The organism is Citrobacter sp. Cf087, from assembly GCF_030334285.1.
Taxonomy (GTDB): domain Bacteria; phylum Pseudomonadota; class Gammaproteobacteria; order Enterobacterales; family Enterobacteriaceae; genus Citrobacter; species Citrobacter freundii.
This window is the reverse complement of record NZ_JAOWED010000029.1, coordinates 116,311-134,481: the sequence shown is the minus strand read 5'-3', so window position 1 is coordinate 134,481 and position 18,171 is coordinate 116,311. Positions and strand designations below refer to the sequence as shown.

Below are 18,171 nucleotides of genomic sequence, written 5' to 3'. Positions count from 1 at the left end.
TAGTTAAATTTTTTAGCACACTGTTTCATTTTTGCAATGTAGATCGTTTTATTGATAAAAAAACAACGCAAGAAAGGCGATTTGATACTAACAACCCGCGTTAGTATTTCAATAAAAATAAAACACCAATATTTCGGGAGAATATCTTTCGAATGAAAAAGTGAAATGCAGGATGGTATTAACACCATCCTGCAGAAGAGAAGTTGAGGATTACTGCCAGCCGTAGCGGCGGCTATAAAAACCTTTCACAAGCTGGGTTAATGTCATGTAACCCGCCAGAATCGCAATCAGCCACGGGAAGTAGCTCAGCGGCAGCGCCTGCAATTGCAGATAGCTGGCCAGCGGCGAGAACGGTAATGCAATGCCCACCACCATTACCACCAGCGTCATCAGCATCAGCGGCCATGCGGCGCGGCTTTGGATGAACGGCACGCGACGGGTACGGATCATATGCACAATCAGCGTTTGCGACAGCAGGCCCACCACGAACCAGCCAGACTGGAACAATGTCTGATGTTCAGGCGTATTGGCATGGAAGACGAACCACATCAGGCAGAAAGTCAGAATGTCAAAGATCGAGCTGATCGGTCCAAAGAAGATCATAAAGCGGCCCAACTCGGCGGGATTCCAGCGCTGCGGCTTTTTGATCTGCTCTTCATCAACGTTATCAAACGGAATCGCCACCTGGGATACATCGTACAGCAGGTTCTGAATCAGTAAGTGCAACGGCAACATCGGCAGGAACGGTAAGAAGGCGCTCGCCACCAGCACGCTAAACACATTACCGAAGTTAGAACTGGCCGTCATTTTGATGTACTTCAGCATGTTAGAGAAGGTACGGCGTCCTTCGATTACCCCTTCTTCCAGCACCATCAGGCTCTTTTCCAGCAGGATGATATCAGCCGCTTCACGGGCAATATCAACCGCACCATCAACGGAGATACCAATGTCCGCCGCGCGCAGCGCCGGAGCGTCGTTAATGCCATCCCCCATAAAGCCGACCACATGACCTTCGCGCTTGAGCAGTGTGACAATACGCTCTTTGTGCATTGGTGTCAGGCGGGCAAACAGCGTGGTGCGCTGGGCAAGCGTTGCCAGTTCGTCATCGCTTAACCCCTCAATGCTGCTACCGATAACCACATCGCCCGCATCCAGTCCCACTTCATGACACACTTTCGCCGCCACCAGCTCGCTATCGCCCGTCAGAATTTTCACCGTAATACCGCTGGCTTTCAGCGCTTTAAGCGCCGGTGCGGTGGTCTCTTTCGGCGGATCGAGGAACGCGATATAGCCTTCGAGGATCAGATCGGATTCATCAATACGCTGGTAATCCCCCTCACGCGCTGGCAGGTATTTCGTCGCCACCGCCACCACGCGCAGCCCCTGGCGGTTCAGCGTGTCCGTGACGCGTTTCACCCGACGCAGCATGTTGTCATCTAACGGAACAATCTTACCATTGTGGCGCACCTGGGTACACACGCTGAGGATCTCCTGTAGTGCCCCTTTACAGACCAACTGGTGCACATCGGTTTCTTCTGCCACCACCACCGACATGCGGCGACGTTCGAAATCAAACGGGATCTCATCGACTTTTTGCCAGCGGGTAGAGAGCCGGCGGGCGGATTCTTCGTCCACGCCTTCCAGCACTGCCGTATCCAGCAGATTCTTCAGCCCGGTCTGGTAGTGGCTGTTCAGCCACGCAGAATGCAGGACGTGTTCGCTGGGCTTTCCAGATATATCAGTATGATTCTCCAGCACTATTTTATCTTGTGTCAGAGTGCCGGTTTTATCGGTGCACAGAATATCCATCGCGCCAAAGTTCTGGATAGCGTCGAGGTGTTTAACGATAACCTTTTGTTTTGACAGCTTCACCGCCCCACGCGCCAGCGTCGAGGTGACGATCATCGGCAGCATTTCTGGAGTCAGTCCCACCGCCACAGACAGCGCAAACAGCGCCGCTTCCCACCAGTCACCTTTGGTGTAGCCATTGATGATAAGCACGATGGGCGCCATCACCAGCATAAAGCGGATCAGCAGCATGCTGACGCGGCTGATCCCTTTCTGGAAGGCATTCTGCTCGCTTTCCTGCTCGCTGACGCGGCCCGCCAGTTGCCCGAACCAGGTATTGGCCCCGGTCGCAATCACGATGGCCTGCGCCGTGCCGCTCACCACATTGGTGCCCATAAAGCACAGGGTATCGCATTCCAGCGGGTTGCTTTGCTGCGGGTCGCGGCTGGTTGCAACTTTCTCTACCGGCAGCGATTCACCGGTCAGCGAAGCCTGAGCCACAAACAGGTCACGAGCCTGTACCACGCGCAGATCGGCCGGGATCATATCCCCTGCCGCCAGTTTGATAATATCGCCAGGAACCAACTGATCGATCGGCAGTTCAACCCAACCGTTCTCCCCTTTCTCGTTGATAACGCGCAGCACCGTGGCGGTGTTGCTGACCATCGCTTTCAACGCATCCGCCGCTTTGGTGGAACGCGCCTCCTGCACAAAATTCAGCAGCGTCGAGATGGCGACCATCAGCGCGATGACGCCGGCAGCGAACAGATCCTCAGTGGCATAGGAAATCGCACCAAGGATGGTCAGCAGAATATTAAACGGGTTGCGGTAGCAGACCCACAGATGCACCCACCAGGGCGACGGCTTCTGCGCCGGCAACTGGTTTTCGCCATGGATTTCGCGAGCTTTCTCGACTTCTGCGGCGTTCAACCCTTCTGGGTGCGCGCCGAACGTTTTCCACAGCGCTGCTTCGTCCATCAGCGCCATTTTCAGGCAATGTTCGCTCAGCGAGGGTGGGATCGGCGTGCTGGCAACGGTCTGCGCATTGGGTAGCGGATCGCGATGCACCAGACGATGCGGTAGATGGCGGTTTAGCCGGGCAAATAGCTGGCGAGTAATATTTTTGAACATAGGCAGTCCCCCTGCACCAGTATAAACAGGCGCAGTAAATCCTTCAGGCGTGGCAAAGCCTTGCCTGATGGCAATCTCAAAATCGTAACAGGGACGTCAGAACGTCACTGTCTTACGCATCCGGTAAGACAGTGAAAGACAGGCTTACCGGAAAGGGTTGTTTCTCCGTCTCGGGAGAGGGGTGGGATCGGGATCCATATAGCCTCCGGTAAGTGAAAGATTTGCGCTGCGGATTATACGCAGAAAACCATAAGGTTTGTGGCAATTATGGCGGTATGATACAGCACGGAAACTAAACCAAATGTATACCAGACTTTGCCCATTGCACTGCGCTTGAGTAAAGTTATTCTCTATTTGGCATAACTTCACACGCAACATGGGAAAACAGGATGCAAAATCGGCTGACCATTAAAGACATCGCCCGCTTAAGCGGTGTGGGAAAATCAACCGTTTCCCGTGTGCTCAACAATGAAAGCGGCGTGAGTGAACGCACCCGCGAGCGCGTTGAAGCGGTGATGAATCAGCACGGTTTTTCCCCTTCTCGCTCCGCACGCGCCATGCGTGGGCAAAGCGACAAGGTAGTGGCGATTATCGTCACGCGTCTGGACTCACTTTCGGAAAATCTCGCCGTGCAGACTATGCTGCCCGCCTTTTATGAACAGGGTTACGATCCGATCATGATGGAAAGCCAGTTCTCACCCGAACTGGTTGAAGAACATCTCGGCATGCTCCGACGCCGTAATATTGACGGCGTGGTGCTGTTTGGTTTTACCGGCATTACTGAATCCATGCTCACCACCTGGCAGGATTCGCTGGTGCTGCTGGCAAGAGATGCCAAAGGCTTTGCCTCGGTCTGCTATGACGATGAGGGTGCCATTCGCACCCTGATGCAGCGTTTATATGAACGCGAGCATCGCCATATTAGCTTTCTTGGCGTTCCTCATAGCGACGTGACCACCGGTAAGCGCCGCCATGAAGCTTATCTGGCATTTTGTAAGAAACACAAATTGCATCCGGTTGCCGCGCTGCCGGGTCTGGCCATGAAGCAGGGCTATGAGCAGGCCGCCAGTGTCATCACCCCGGAAACCACCGCATTAGTCTGCGCGACGGACACCCTCGCCCTTGGGGTCAGCAAATACCTGCAGGAGCAGCGAATTGAGAACCTGCAGTTGGCGAGCGTGGGCAGCACGCCGCTGATGAAATTCCTCCATCCGGAAATTATCACCGTCGACCCAGGATACGCCGAAGCCGGGCGACAAGCGGCCTCTCAGCTGATCGAGCAGATCAACGGCCGCAGTGAACCACGACAAATCGTTATTCCTTCCACCCTCTCCTGACCGCTTTCTGAGCGTTAATTTGTGATCTTCGCTGCGTTTCGGGAACGTTCCCATTTTTAAATATTCATCGACGATATACTCTGGCGCCAACAACGCGAGAGTTGCCGGATGGCGACCTAACGCGTCTTATCCGGCCTACGGGGAACACACGTCATCATGAGCAAAATAAAACAAGCAGACATCGACCGGCTGATTGAGCTGGTAGGCGGGCGCGACAATATCGCCACGGTAAGTCACTGCATTACTCGCCTGCGTTTTGTGCTGAATCAGCCTGCGAACGCCAGGCCGAAAGATATCGAACAGTTGCCGATGGTCAAAGGCTGCTTCACCAACGCCGGGCAATTTCAGGTGGTGATTGGCACCGAGGTAGGTGATTACTACAAAGCACTGCTGGCAACTACCGGACAAGCCAGCGCCGACAAAGAGCAGGCGAAAAAAGCGGCGCGGCAGAATATGAAATGGCATGAACAGCTGATTTCTCATTTTGCGGAGATCTTCTTCCCGCTGCTGCCCGCGCTGATTAGCGGCGGCTTGATCTTAGGCTTCCGTAACGTGATCGGCGATCTGCCGATGAGCAATGGCCAGACGCTGGCGCAGATGCATCCTTCGCTGAAAACCCTTTACGACTTCCTGTGGCTGATTGGCGAGGCGATCTTCTTCTATTTGCCGGTCGGAATCTGCTGGTCGGCGGTGAAGAAAATGGGCGGTACGCCGATCCTCGGTATTGTGCTGGGCGTAACCCTGGTTTCACCGCAGTTAATGAACGCTTATTTGCTCGGTCAGCAGGCACCGGAAGTGTGGAACTTCGGCCTGTTCAGCATTGAGAAAGTGGGCTACCAGGCGCAGGTTATTCCAGCGTTGCTGGCGGGTCTGGCGCTTGGATTGATTGAAACACGCCTGAAACGCATCGTCCCGGACTACCTGTATCTGGTGGTGGTTCCGGTATGCTCACTGATCCTCGCAGTGTTCCTCGCCCACGCGTTTATTGGTCCGTTTGGTCGCTGGATTGGCGACGGCGTCGCCTTTGCCGTTCGCCACCTGATGACCGGTAGCTTTGCCCCAATTGGCGCGGCCCTGTTCGGCTTCCTGTACGCCCCGCTGGTGATCACCGGTGTGCATCAGACCACGCTGGCTATCGACATGCAGATGATTCAGAGCATGGGCGGCACGCCGGTATGGCCACTGATCGCACTGTCGAATATCGCTCAGGCTTCTGCGGTGGTCGGGATCATTATCTCCAGTCGCAAGCACAACGAACGTGAAATCTCCGTTCCTGCCGCGATCTCTGCTTATCTTGGAGTAACTGAACCAGCAATGTACGGGATCAACCTGAAATACCGCTTCCCGATGCTGTGCGCGATGATCGGCTCCGGTCTCGCCGGACTGCTGTGCGGCCTGAACGGTGTGCTGGCAAACGGGATTGGCGTCGGCGGTTTGCCGGGCATCCTCTCCATCCAGCCGACTTATTGGCAGGTATTTGGCATGGCGATGGTCATTGCGATTGTTATCCCAATGATACTGACCTCATTTGTTTACCAGCGTAAATACCGTCTGGGCACATTACAAATTATCTAACTTTTCTTCGGGGCGCAGTTGCGCCCCAGCGTATTTCCAGGAAACAACCATGAATATTCCCCACTGGTGGCAAAACGGCGTTATCTATCAGGTTTACCCCAAGAGTTTTCAGGACACTACCGGCAGCGGCACCGGCGATTTACGCGGCGTGACGCAGCGTCTCGACTATCTGCAAAAACTGGGCGTTGATGCCATCTGGCTGACGCCGTTCTATATTTCGCCGCAGGTTGATAACGGCTACGACGTCGCGGATTACCTGTCTGTCGATCCGGCCTACGGTACGCTGGAAGATTTTGACGAACTGGTGGCGCAGGCGAAAGCCCGCGGCATCCGTATTATTCTCGATATGGTGTTTAACCACACCTCAACCCAGCACGCCTGGTTTCGTGAAGCGCTGGATAAAGACAGCCCGTATCGTCAGTTTTATCTCTGGCGCGACGGCACGCCAGACAGCCCGCCGAATAACTGGCGTTCCAAATTTGGCGGTAACGCCTGGGGCTGGCACGCCGAAAGCGAGCAGTACTATCTGCACCTCTTTGCTCCGGAGCAGGCCGATCTGAACTGGGAAAATCCGGCGGTACGCGCCGAGCTAAAAAAAGTCTGTGAGTTCTGGGCCGATCGCGGCGTGGACGGATTGCGCCTCGACGTGGTGAATCTTATCTCTAAAGATCAGGACTTCCCGAACGATCCCGACGGCGATGGGCGGCGTTTTTATACCGATGGCCCGCGCGCGCATGCGTTTTTACGCGAGATGAACCGCGACGTCTTCACGCCACGCGGCCTGATGACGGTGGGCGAGATGTCTTCCACCACACTGGAAAACTGCCAGCAGTACGCCGCTCTCGATGGCAGCGAACTGTCGATGACCTTTAACTTTCACCACCTGAAAGTGGATTACCCCAACGGTGAGAAGTGGACGTTAGCCAAACCCGATTATGTCGCGCTGAAAACCCTGTTCCGTCACTGGCAGCAGGGCATGCACAATCAGGCCTGGAACGCGCTGTTCTGGTGTAACCACGATCAGCCGCGCATCGTGTCGCGTTTTGGCGATGAAGGTAAATACCGCATTCCGTCGGCCAAAATGCTGGCGATGGTGCTGCATGGCATGCAGGGCACGCCCTATATCTACCAGGGTGAAGAGATCGGCATGACCAATCCGCACTTCAGCCAGATTACCGATTATCGCGATGTGGAAAGCCATAACATGTTTGCCGAACTGAACGGTCAGGGGCGAGATGCCGACGAACTGCTGGCGATCCTCGCCAGTAAATCCCGCGATAACAGCCGCACGCCGATGCAGTGGGATGCCAGCCAACACGCGGGCTTTACCGAGGGCGAGCCATGGATCAATCTGTGTGACAACGCGGCGGAGATCAACGTGGTTGCAGCACTGAACGATACCGACTCGGTGTTCTACACCTATCAGAAACTGATCGCATTGCGCAAAGTGGAGCCAGTTATTACCTGGGGCGACTATCAGGATCTGTTACCGGACAGCCCACATCTGTGGTGTTACCAACGCGAGTGGCAAGGGCAGCGACTGCTGGTCATTGCTAATCTGAGCGATACCTTCCAGAACTGGCAGCCAGTCCAGGCCGATGGAAACTGGCAGGTGCTGATGCACAACTATGCCGAGGTCGCCAGCCAACCTGGGGACATGACACTACGTCCTTTTGAGGCCGTCTGGTGGTTGCAGAAGTAACGCCGCAAAGATACGGATAAGCATCTTTATCCGTATCTTTTATTATTCAATTCAGGAGTGACGTATAGCGATACCTGAAATGTACCATGATAAAATTTACAAGCGCTGGAGAATAAAACAAAAATACCCCTGCCTCTTATTATATAACCCGGCAGGATATTATGAAAAATCTTATTAGAACATGTTCTCTTTCAGCATTACTGATTAGCAGCCAGGGATGGTGTGGAAATACTGCTGTTGATTTACGCTTTGGTCATAACACCAACTCTGACGTTAATGACTCACGTATTAAAGTCATGCACCAGGCCGATAATGGATTTTATTTTTCCGTTGAGGCTGCACAAAATCACAATGACACATTTTTTGGCGATACCGATCGTAACGACCCCGATGATAAAGGTGTCACTGAAGCCGCTCAAGAAATAGAAACACGCTGGCGTTTTGATTTAGGCGATGGTTATGCAATTGCGCCGGGGATGGTTACTGTATTTACCACCAGCAACACGCATTACCGTCCCTTTATTCAGGGATGGAAGTCTTTTGATAATGGACTTAATCTCTCCGCGCGTTATCGCTATAACACCGTAAATGACTCACACAGTGACAGAGAATTAGACGGCAGCGGTTACACTCGCCGTCAATCTCACCAGTTCGATATCTGGTTTGCCTATAATATCGGCAAGTTTGGCATGTCTTATAATCCCCGCTTCCGCTGGCAGGATGGTGTCGACCAGGGAACGGGTGATGATACGTATTGGGAGCATACCGTGGCGTTCAATTATAAACTGGACGATGGCTGGACCCCGTATGTTGAGCTAGTGTCTCTTGATAAAACCTACATCAATGACCACGGAAATCATGAAAATGATTACGCCGTGCGTCTGGGTATCGTTAAGCAACTCTGATGTTTTACGCCGCATCGTGTTGCAACAAATAGCAACCGATGCGGTCAACAACGGTCAACAACTCCAGTTGACCTTCCCGTTGGTACAAGGAAATCGCATCGATATCAATGTCCAGGGGCCAACACAGCGTAGCCAGCGCCGCTAACGACGATTCTCTCCTGGTAATCGCAATTATTTTTAGCCCTTTTCGCAAAGCATTTCTTGCCATCTCAACTAAAGAAGCGGTTTCTCCCGATTTACTGATCAGCACCAGCGTTCCTCGCGAGACCCGGGTAAGCTGATGAATATCATTGAGAATTAAATGGGGTAAACTCGCCAGTGAAAGAAAGCGAGAAAGGTAATTCAAACTGGTCAGCGATGCACCACGTGAATATAAAAATATATGACTTGAATTACTCAGCAGGTTACATAATTGTATAATTAGTTCTGTTTTTTCGTTGCCAACACTATATTTTACCGGTTCGGCAACACGTCTGTCTCGTGAAAATTTATAACGCAGTTCGGTATAACTCTGATACCCCATTTTCTTACACACCCGATTCACCGACGTCGTCGTCGTGAAGGTCTCGGTCGCAATCACTTTAGCGGAAATATCAGAAATTTCATGTGCATGGCACTGTATATATTCGAATATTAATCTTTCACTACCTTGAAAAGAATTCATAAAACAGCACTCTTTAACTAAAGATAGAATAATCATACTCGTATCTTATACCTGACACTGCAATGCGAATCACACTATCAGGATACAGGTATGCCCATACGCAATTAGTATCACCAAACGTTTAATGGTTCTTTTATTTCTCTTTATAATTTCCGCAGTCCTATTTTTAGAGATTTTACAATGACAAAACTAAAAATTGTTGCAGTAACGGCGTGCCCTACAGGTATCGCCCATACATTTATGGCGGCCAACAAAATTGTCACCTGGGCGAAAGAAAATGGCTTTGACGTTAAGGTAGAAACACAAGGAAGCGATGGGGTCAAAAATAAGCTTTCCCGGCAAGATATCGCCAGCGCTGACGCTGTCATACTGGCAACGGACGTTCCTATCCAGGATGCTGAACGATTCGCAAACACGCTACATCTTAAAATTCGTACCCAGGAACTGATTAAGAATACCGAGCGCTATATTCGCCAGGCGCTAGCCTTGAGCAAAGGCTCCACCCAAATAACTGACGAACCCGAAGAGCATCGTTCCGCATGGCAGATATTTATTGGCCATATTATGGCAGCAATCAGCTATATGCTGCCTGTTGTCGTTCTCGGTGGATTACTTATGGCGGTGGCGAAAATAACCGGGCAATTTATTCCCATCGCCGGAACGCCGTTCGAGGTGCTGGATAAACTGGGCTTTATGGTCATCAAGTTTATGTACCCGGTATTTGCCATGTACCTCGCCTTTTCAATTGCCGGGAAACCCGCACTGATACCTGGTCTTATCGGCGGAATTATGTCTGACGAAGTCTACAAGCGCTTTTTTAATCTCGAAGGTTTTATGCCCTCGGGATTCTTTGGCGCAATCGCCATCGGCTTTTTTGTCGGTCATCTGGTGCAATGGCTCAACGATACAATAAAAGTACGTCAGCAAATCACCACCATAAAAACCATGCTGATCGTGCCGCTGTGTACCGGTATTACACTGGTTATTGTGATGCAGTATCTGATTAACCCCATTTTTGGCGCGCTGAATCAGGCGATGGTGGCCTTTTTTACTTCCGCCGGAGAATCCGGGCGCAGCTTTTACTCGCTGATGATCGCAGCAGGTACCGCTTTCGACCTCGGCGGGCCAATTAACAAAGCTGCGGGGTCGGTGGCGCTGGGACTTAACGGCGTGAGCGATACCTTCGATTTAACAGCCAGAGAACTGGCTATCGTCATCCCTTCAATCGGCGTCGGCATTGCCGCATTGCTCAATAACCGCTTCGGTCTTCCTGATGTGTTCAATAATGAAGAAAAAACTATCGGTAGTACCTCACTACTGCTGGGATTCATTGGCATTTCCGAAGGCGCGATCCCCTTTATTCTGAAAAACCCGCGTCTGATCCCCGTCTTTATGGTCGGCGCAATGTCTGGCGCATTCATCGCCACAACGTTAGGTGTCAAACAATCCTTACCGCTACCTGCCGTTTGGGGATGGCCGCTCGCCACCAACGTCACCGGCTATCTGGTAAGCGTTTTCGCAGGCTCTCTGGTGTGCGCGTTGGGCGTACTTTTCTTCAGCCCGAAACTGGCAACAAATTCAGGAAAGTAAAATGAGTCATATCCATGTCATCGCCCACACGCACTGGGATCAAGAGTGGTATTTCACGTTGCAGGACAGCAATATCCTGGCATCGCGAAACTTTGCCGATGTTATTGATACATTAGAACGTTACGCCGATTACACCTGTTACCATTTCGACGGACAAACCGCCGTGGTTGAGGATTTTCTGGCCGTCAATCCGCAATACGCTGACCGCCTGAAGCTGCTGGTCAAAAACAAGCGGCTTTACATCGGCCCGTGGTACACCCAGACGGATACGTTCAACGTTCACGGCGAATCGATTATCCGCAACCTGAAGTACGGCATACTTTCCGCGCGTAAACTGGGCCACGCCATGATGGTGGGATATCTGCCCGATACCTTTGGTCATAACAGCCAGCTCCCGACGCTGCTTCGCGGATGCAACCTGGACAACATCGTGTTCTGGCGCGGCATTGATCATGACACGCAGGTTGCACAGAGCCAGTTTATCTGGCGTGCGCCGTCAGGTTCGCAAGTCATTGCCTGCGCAATGCTGTTTGGCTACGGGGCAGCCAAAAATATTCAACCGGACGATGCCCACCTGCAGGAAAAAATCTTTCCAATGGTGAATCTCATCCGCCAACGCGCCGGTCTGCATGACTTACTCCTGCCCTGCGGCGGCGATCAGGTCAATATTGATCCTCTGTTACCCGAGATTCTGCAGACGGTCAGCGAACGCTCCCCTACAGGCGATCGGTTCCAGATATCATCGCTGGAAGCGTTTGTTGATACGCTTCGTCAGCAAGCCGATGGATTTACCTGCTGGCAAGGCGAACTGAAATCCCCGCGCTATACCAGGATCCACAAAACCATCGGCTCCGTTCGTTACGACATTAAAAAGAAAAATTACGATATCGAACAATTTTTGTTGGGCAAGCTGGAACCGACTATTGCGCTGGCCCGCCATCATGATATTCACGTCAACCTCCAGTGGGTTGATCGAATCTGGAAAAACCTGTTACGCAACCATGCCCATGACTCCATAGGCGGGTGTAACAGTGATGCCACCAACCGGGATATTCTGCATCGCCTGGAACAGACGGAACAGCTCAGCCATAGCCTGTGGAATCTGGTGATTAAAGAGCTGGCCATTGCCAGCAGCCAGGAGAACGACCTCTTTGTGGTGACCCCTGGCGCGACGCCCTGGTCCGGGGTTGTCAACGCCACGCTATATACCAGCACACCATCCCTTGAACTCTGCGCTGGCGAGCAGACTCTCTCATTTAGCATTATTGAACAAACAGAGCTTTCCGGTGGACGCGTGATTCAGGTTACGCCGCAGGGAGAAAAAGAGGTTGAGCTTCCGCCTTATTATCGCTCGCAGGTCGCTATCGACACGCAGGAACTGCCCGCACTGGGTTATATCAATATTGCCGTTCGCGAGGGCACGCACACGGTTTCTACGCTGCGCCCTTATGCCGAAAACCATATTGAAAATGACCATTATCGACTCAGCCTTGATGACGGAACACTGACGCTACGGGATAAACGTACCGGCAGAACTCTCTCCGACCTGCTGACCTTCGAAGATTGTGCGGATGCAGGTGACAGTTATGATTTTTCACCGCTGCAAGGTGATATCCCCCAAAAGTTCAATCACTTCACACTTCTCGCCTGCGAAAAGAGCCAGCACGTCGAGCGCTTAACGCTGGGCATCACGCTCAACCTGCCTTATTCATTAAGCCAACGCGCAACACAAGAATGCCCGGTACAGGTTGTTTGCGAACTCCGTCAGGGCGAAGCCCATCTTTTTATTGATGCCCGTTTAGAAAACAACGTTTGCGACCACCGCCTGCGCCTGCTGATCAACAGCGATATTCATACCCAGGAATCAATAGCCTCTCAGCCTTTCGGCATTATTCACCGCCCCATTGCCGACGCCCCTGCGAACTGGCAGCAAAACTATCGTGAGAAACCTGTCGATATCGAAACCAGCGAGGGAATTATCGCCATTGCGGAAAACGACAACGCTCTGGTCATAAACAGCCTGGGCATGAAAGAGTATCAGATCCTGCAAAACACAACATCGCAGGTGGCGCTGACGCTCTTCAAATCGACAGGCGTTCTGGGACGCGACGATCTGGCCTGGCGCCCCGGACGCGCTTCCGGCATCAATAATACCGTCGTTTACACGCCCGAGGCCCAGCTCCACAAGCCCCTGATCTTTAACCTGACCCTGACACTTAGCGAGCGTGCCGACCATCTGACATTACGCCGCCTTGAGGAAAGAGCTTTACGTCAGCCTTTCAGCTGGCAGAACCAGAAATTGAATACGCTGGACAACCGTCTGGAGCGCTTCACGCTCAATTTCACACCGCGTTCACTGCCAGAAACTTTCAGTCTGCTGACGTTGCCTGAGCCGCTCATGCTCTCGGCGCTGCCACACGCCCAGACGATAAATGGAACAATATTACGTATTTTCAATGCCGGTGAGCATCCTGTTGAACTCCCACCATTGCTGCAAGAAATGCCGCAGATTAACTATCTGGAAGAACCCGTTAAGCACTGCCGCGAAATTGCGCCTTTCGCCACATGCGATTTCCTTTTCTCACTGCCGGAGCGTGACGCAAAAGTATGAATATCTCCCCACATAAAGCATTTATCCGCGACACGCTGGCACAGCTCTATCCGCAAGCGGATCATCAGGCAATCGCAGCGAAGATTGAACAGCTTATCCAACGCTGGAAACCCAAAACGCAAACGACGATTCCGTTAGATCAAAGCCGTATCTGGATGATCGCCTATGGTGATAGCATCTGCGCGCAAGGGGAAAATCCCCTATCGATTCTCCACCAGTTTGCAAAACTGTGGTTGAAGGGGACGATCAGTGACATTCACCTGCTGCCGATGTTCCCCTGGACCTCCGATGACGGTTTTAGCGTGGTGGATTACCGACAGGTTGATCCACATCTTGGGCAGTGGTCAGATATTGCCGCGCTGGCGGGCGATTTCAATTTAATGTTCGATTTTGTGATTAACCATATTTCACAGCAAAGCCGTTGGTTCCAGGGCTATTTGCATGGTGAGCCTCGCTACCAGAACTACTTTATCAACGCCGATCCGGATGAAAATTACAGCCGGATCACACGTCCGCGTACATCTCCTTTATTAACGCCATTCACGCTTAAAACAGGGGAAACGGCGCATATATGGACCACATTCAGCGCCGATCAAATCGATCTTAACTTCCGTGAACCCGAGGTTTTACTGGAAAGTATTGATATTCTTTTGGAGTATGCTTCACGCGGTGCCCAGGCAATTCGACTCGATGCCGTCGGTTTCTTGTGGAAAGAGAAAAACAGCCGCTGCATTCATCTGCCGCAGACCCATCAGGTAATCAAACTCTGGCGGGCGATCCTGGAAGAGATCTGGCCTGACTGCCTGCTGATTACCGAAACCAATGTGCCACATCAGGAAAACATCAGCTATCTGGGTGCCGGGGATGAGGCTCATATGGTGTATCAATTCCCGCTACCACCGCTGACACTGCATGCCTGCCTGCGCGGCAACGCACGCTGGCTACGCCAGTGGGCGCAAAGCCTGGAGCAAGAAACCTTTCCTGCCAACACCACATTTTTCAATTTCCTCGCTAGCCATGACGGCATTGGCCTGCGACCTGTCGAAAACATCCTCTCGACGGAAGAAAAAGCGTTCCTGGTCAGTGAAGTAGAACGTAAGCAAGGACGAATTTCCTGGCGCACCAATCCAGACGGCAGCCAGTCGCCGTACGAGATGAACATTAACTTTCTGAGCGCGTTAAGCGAACCGGGAGAAGCTCCCGACACGCAGGTTGCCAGATTTGCCGCCGCTCACGCCATCCTCTTTATGTTGCAGGGCGTTCCTGCAATTTACTACCACAGCCTTCTCGGTAGCGAAAATGATATCGCAGGGTTGAACGCGTCAGGGATCAATCGCCGTATTAACCGTGAAAAACTGGATTTCGCCACCACGCATCAGGCATTAGTCACGCCAGAATCCCGACAAGCGAAGATCTATGCCGCACTAACGACATTACTGCGCATTCGCCAACAACATCCCGCGTTCTCACCGGCAGCAGCTCAGCAAGTCCTTACACTGCCGGATGCGCTATTTGGCGTCAAACGCCACCACCAGACAGAGGAAGAAACTGTCTACGGTATTGTGAATGTCACTGGCGCATCACAAACACTTTTCTTACCCGTGACGGGGACAGATCTCCTGACAGGAACCCCCTTTAATGGCGTTTGCGAACTGGCGGGCTGGCAAACGATCTGGATCCACGTCAAGGCACAACCGGAGGCATAAAACATGGAATTGTCTACACTGACTCGTCAGACGCTAATTTTTATCGATCCGCCGCAATCGTCTCCCGATGCGATCATCCGGTATATGTCTTCAGCATTGTCTGAATGCGGACTCATTACCAATAAAGACGCTTTTATTGACAACGTTCTGCGCCGTGAAAATGAAGGACCAACCGCGCTGGGAGAAGAGCTGGCCGTCCCTCACGGAAAATGTGATTCCGTCGTGCAGGCGTCGTTCTGCGTCGCCCTTTTTCCCGAGCCAATACTGTGGCCGGGTCTTGAAGGACCTGAACCAGTACGGTTAGTGTTCCTGCTGGCGATCCCGCCAAATGAAGCGGGTACAACGCATATGCAACTGCTCACCCAGCTCACCTCGTCGCTGGTTGAGGATGAGATGCGAAACGCCATGCTTAACGCTACGTCTGCCGAAGAAGTACTGGCGCTGCTCTCGACTGGAACGACACCAGCTCAGGAAGTGCCAGAAAACCGCGTGAAGAGCAGTTACCTTGTACCACTCATTCTGGGTCTCGTCGCCTCGGCAGCCTTCATTAATGCAGGTATCCACTGGATGCAGTCGCTGTCGTCATAGTGTGTTCCGGGCAGCAGATGCCTGCCCGGCTTTACCTTCCTGTTTTTGTTGAATAATTAATCAGAATTTTCTGCCCATAATTTACAATCGCTGTACTGCCCGTCATCTGTACGCTCCGATTTTTACTTTGCGCTACATCAAATAAACCGTAAACATCCTTGATGCAAATCACTACATATAGAACTTAAAATGCACGCCGACCCAATATGTTGTATTAATCGACTACAATTGCTACAACTACAGTGCACCGCTTTACGGTGAAATTGTGGATAAAGTGGGTCAGGATTGCGGGAAGTCATTGGCAATAGAGATGAATAAAGCCATGGCCGCTTCCCCAACCTCTGTGGATAACCTGTTCTTATAAATATGGAGTGATCATGACACCGCATGTGATGAAACGAGATGGCTGTAAAGTGCCGTTTAAATCAGAGCGCATCAAAGAAGCCATTCTGCGTGCAGCTAAAGCAGCGGGAGTCGATGACGCAGATTACTGTGCCACCGTCGCAGAAGTCGTTAGTAGCCAGATGAATGAGCGCAGCCAGGTCGATATCAACGAGATCCAGACAGCGGTAGAAAACCAGCTGATGTCTGGTCCGTACAAACAACTCGCCCGTGCGTACATCGAATATCGCCACGACCGTGATATACAGCGTGAAAAGCGTGGCCGTCTGAACCAGGAAATTCGTGGTCTGGTTGAGCAAACCAACTCTGCTCTGCTGAACGAAAACGCCAACAAAGACAGCAAAGTGATCCCGACCCAGCGTGACCTGCTGGCCGGTATCGTCGCCAAACACTATGCGCGTCAGCACCTGCTGCCGCGTGATGTCGTCCAGGCGCACGAGCGTGGTGATATTCACTATCACGATCTCGACTACTCTCCGTTCTTCCCAATGTTTAACTGCATGCTGATCGACCTGAAAGGCATGCTGACGCAGGGCTTTAAGATGGGTAACGCGGAGATTGAGCCGCCAAAATCCATCTCCACCGCTACGGCCGTCACCGCGCAAATTATCGCGCAGGTTGCCAGCCATATTTATGGCGGTACCACCATTAACCGTATTGACGAAGTTCTCGCACCATTCGTGACCGAGAGCTTTAACAAGCATCGCAAAACCGCTGAAGAGTGGCAGATCCCGGATGCCGACGGTTATGCGCATTCCCGTACCGAGAAAGAGTGCTACGACGCATTCCAGTCCCTCGAGTATGAAGTGAATACCCTGCATACCGCTAACGGCCAGACGCCGTTCGTCACCTTCGGTTTTGGCCTGGGAACCAGTTGGGAATCGCGTTTGATCCAGCAGTCCATTCTGCGTAACCGCATTGCGGGTCTCGGTAAAAATCGTAAAACCGCCGTGTTCCCGAAACTGGTGTTCGCCATTCGCGACGGCCTGAACCACAAGTTTGGCGATCCGAACTACGACATCAAACAGCTGGCGCTGGAATGTGCAAGCAAGCGCATGTATCCGGACATCCTGAACTACGATCAGGTAGTGAAAGTGACCGGTTCGTTCAAAACGCCGATGGGCTGTCGCAGCTTCCTCGGCGTGTGGGAAAACGAGAACGGCGAACAGATTCACGACGGGCGTAACAACCTCGGCGTTATCAGCCTCAACCTGCCGCGTATCGCGCTGGAAGCCCACGGCGATGAAGCCACCTTCTGGAAACTGCTCGACGATCGACTGGTGCTGGCACGTAAAGCGCTGATGACCCGCATTGCGCGTCTGGAAGGCGTGAAAGCTCGCGTGGCGCCAATCCTGTATATGGAAGGTGCCTGCGGCGTGCGTCTGAAAGCGGACGATGACGTGTCAGAAATCTTTAAAAATGGCCGCGCGTCTATCTCGCTGGGTTACATCGGCATTCACGAAACCATTAACGCACTGTTTGGTGACAAACATCTGTACGACAGCGAGCAGCTTCGCGCCAAAGCTATCGCCATTGTCGAACGCCTGCGTCAGGCAGTCGATCAGTGGAAAGACGAGACCGGCTACGGCTTCAGCCTGTACAGCACGCCGAGCGAAAACCTGTGCGATCGTTTCTGCCGTCTGGATACCGCCGAGTTTGGTGTGGTGCCAGGCGTGACCGATAAAGGTTACTACACCAACAGCTTCCACCTCGACGTGGAGAAAAAGGTTAACCCGTACGACAAGATCGATTTCGAAGCGCCATACCCGCCGCTGGCGAACGGAGGCTTCATTTGCTACGGCGAATACCCGAATATTCAGCACAACCTGAAAGCACTGGAAGACGTCTGGGATTACAGCTATCAGCACGTGCCGTATTACGGGACCAACACGCCAATTGATGAATGCTACGAGTGCGGCTTTACCGGTGAGTTCGAGTGCACCAGCAAAGGCTTTACCTGCCCGAAATGTGGTAACCACGACGCCGCGCGCGTGTCGGTCACCCGCCGCGTCTGCGGTTATTTAGGCAGCCCGGACGCCCGTCCGTTTAACGCCGGTAAGCAGGAAGAAGTGAAGCGCCGCGTTAAGCATTTGGGTAACGGGCAGATAGGTTAATCCGCTGTTACGTTAATGCCCGGTGGCGCTGCGCTTACCGGGCCTACGGACCGCACTC

At 52.4% G+C, this 18,171-nt stretch carries 12 protein-coding genes; 9 read left to right on the top strand and 3 right to left on the bottom strand.

The window, feature by feature from the left end; all coding sequences use genetic code 11:
• Positions 1 to 210: 210 nt before the first annotated feature.
• Positions 211 to 2,919: a magnesium-translocating P-type ATPase gene (gene mgtA, locus OGV57_RS12090; protein WP_054528002.1), complete on the bottom strand. Its 2,709-nt coding sequence runs from the start codon at positions 2,917 to 2,919 to the stop codon at positions 211 to 213.
• 144 nt (positions 2,920 to 3,063) lie between these two features.
• Positions 3,064 to 3,117, bottom strand: coding sequence for a mgtA regulatory leader peptide MgtL (gene mgtL, locus OGV57_RS23700; RefSeq protein ID WP_191229402.1), 54 nt, complete (start codon positions 3,115 to 3,117; stop codon positions 3,064 to 3,066).
• 191 nt (positions 3,118 to 3,308) lie between these two features.
• Between mgtL and treR the strand changes: the two genes are divergently transcribed.
• From treR to OGV57_RS12070, 4 genes are all read left to right on the top strand, one after another.
• Positions 3,309 to 4,256 (top strand): trehalose operon repressor TreR, encoded by a 948-nt coding sequence (treR, locus tag OGV57_RS12085; protein ID WP_003025788.1) that lies wholly within the window; start codon positions 3,309 to 3,311, stop codon positions 4,254 to 4,256.
• Positions 4,257 to 4,412: 156 nt separating this feature from the next.
• Positions 4,413 to 5,831, top strand: a complete 1,419-nt coding sequence (gene treB, locus OGV57_RS12080) for a PTS trehalose transporter subunit IIBC (RefSeq protein ID WP_054528001.1) — start codon at positions 4,413 to 4,415, stop codon at positions 5,829 to 5,831.
• 49 nt (positions 5,832 to 5,880) lie between these two features.
• Entirely contained in the window at positions 5,881 to 7,533 is a 1,653-nt protein-coding gene (gene treC, locus OGV57_RS12075; protein ID WP_054528000.1) for an alpha,alpha-phosphotrehalase, read from the top strand.
• 161 nt (positions 7,534 to 7,694) lie between these two features.
• Positions 7,695 to 8,438 (top strand): oligogalacturonate-specific porin KdgM family protein, encoded by a 744-nt coding sequence (locus OGV57_RS12070; RefSeq protein WP_003839593.1) that lies wholly within the window; start codon positions 7,695 to 7,697, stop codon positions 8,436 to 8,438.
• 4 nt (positions 8,439 to 8,442) lie between these two features.
• Here OGV57_RS12070 and OGV57_RS12065 read toward each other — a convergent pair whose 3' ends face one another.
• Positions 8,443 to 9,102, bottom strand: coding sequence for a MurR/RpiR family transcriptional regulator (locus tag OGV57_RS12065; RefSeq protein WP_003839591.1), 660 nt, complete (start codon positions 9,100 to 9,102; stop codon positions 8,443 to 8,445).
• 180 nt (positions 9,103 to 9,282) lie between these two features.
• Between OGV57_RS12065 and OGV57_RS12060 the strand changes: the two genes are divergently transcribed.
• From OGV57_RS12060 to nrdD, 5 genes are all read left to right on the top strand, one after another.
• Positions 9,283 to 10,692 carry a PTS fructose transporter subunit IIC gene (locus tag OGV57_RS12060; protein ID WP_071593166.1) on the top strand — a complete coding sequence of 470 codons (1,410 nt, stop codon included), beginning with the start codon at positions 9,283 to 9,285 and terminating at the stop codon, positions 10,690 to 10,692.
• Position 10,693: 1 nt separating this feature from the next.
• Entirely contained in the window at positions 10,694 to 13,303 is a 2,610-nt protein-coding gene (locus tag OGV57_RS12055; protein ID WP_054527999.1) for a glycoside hydrolase family 38 N-terminal domain-containing protein, read from the top strand.
• Positions 13,300 to 15,009 carry a sugar phosphorylase gene (locus OGV57_RS12050; protein WP_054527998.1) on the top strand — a complete coding sequence of 570 codons (1,710 nt, stop codon included), beginning with the start codon at positions 13,300 to 13,302 and terminating at the stop codon, positions 15,007 to 15,009. Before OGV57_RS12055 ends, OGV57_RS12050 begins: the two co-directional genes overlap by 4 nt.
• 3 nt (positions 15,010 to 15,012) lie before the next feature.
• Positions 15,013 to 15,597 carry a fructose PTS transporter subunit IIA gene (locus tag OGV57_RS12045; protein ID WP_054527997.1) on the top strand — a complete coding sequence of 195 codons (585 nt, stop codon included), beginning with the start codon at positions 15,013 to 15,015 and terminating at the stop codon, positions 15,595 to 15,597.
• 377 nt (positions 15,598 to 15,974) lie between these two features.
• Positions 15,975 to 18,113 (top strand): anaerobic ribonucleoside-triphosphate reductase, encoded by a 2,139-nt coding sequence (gene nrdD, locus OGV57_RS12040; RefSeq protein ID WP_003025782.1) that lies wholly within the window; start codon positions 15,975 to 15,977, stop codon positions 18,111 to 18,113.
• The last annotated feature ends 58 nt before the right edge of the window (positions 18,114 to 18,171 follow it).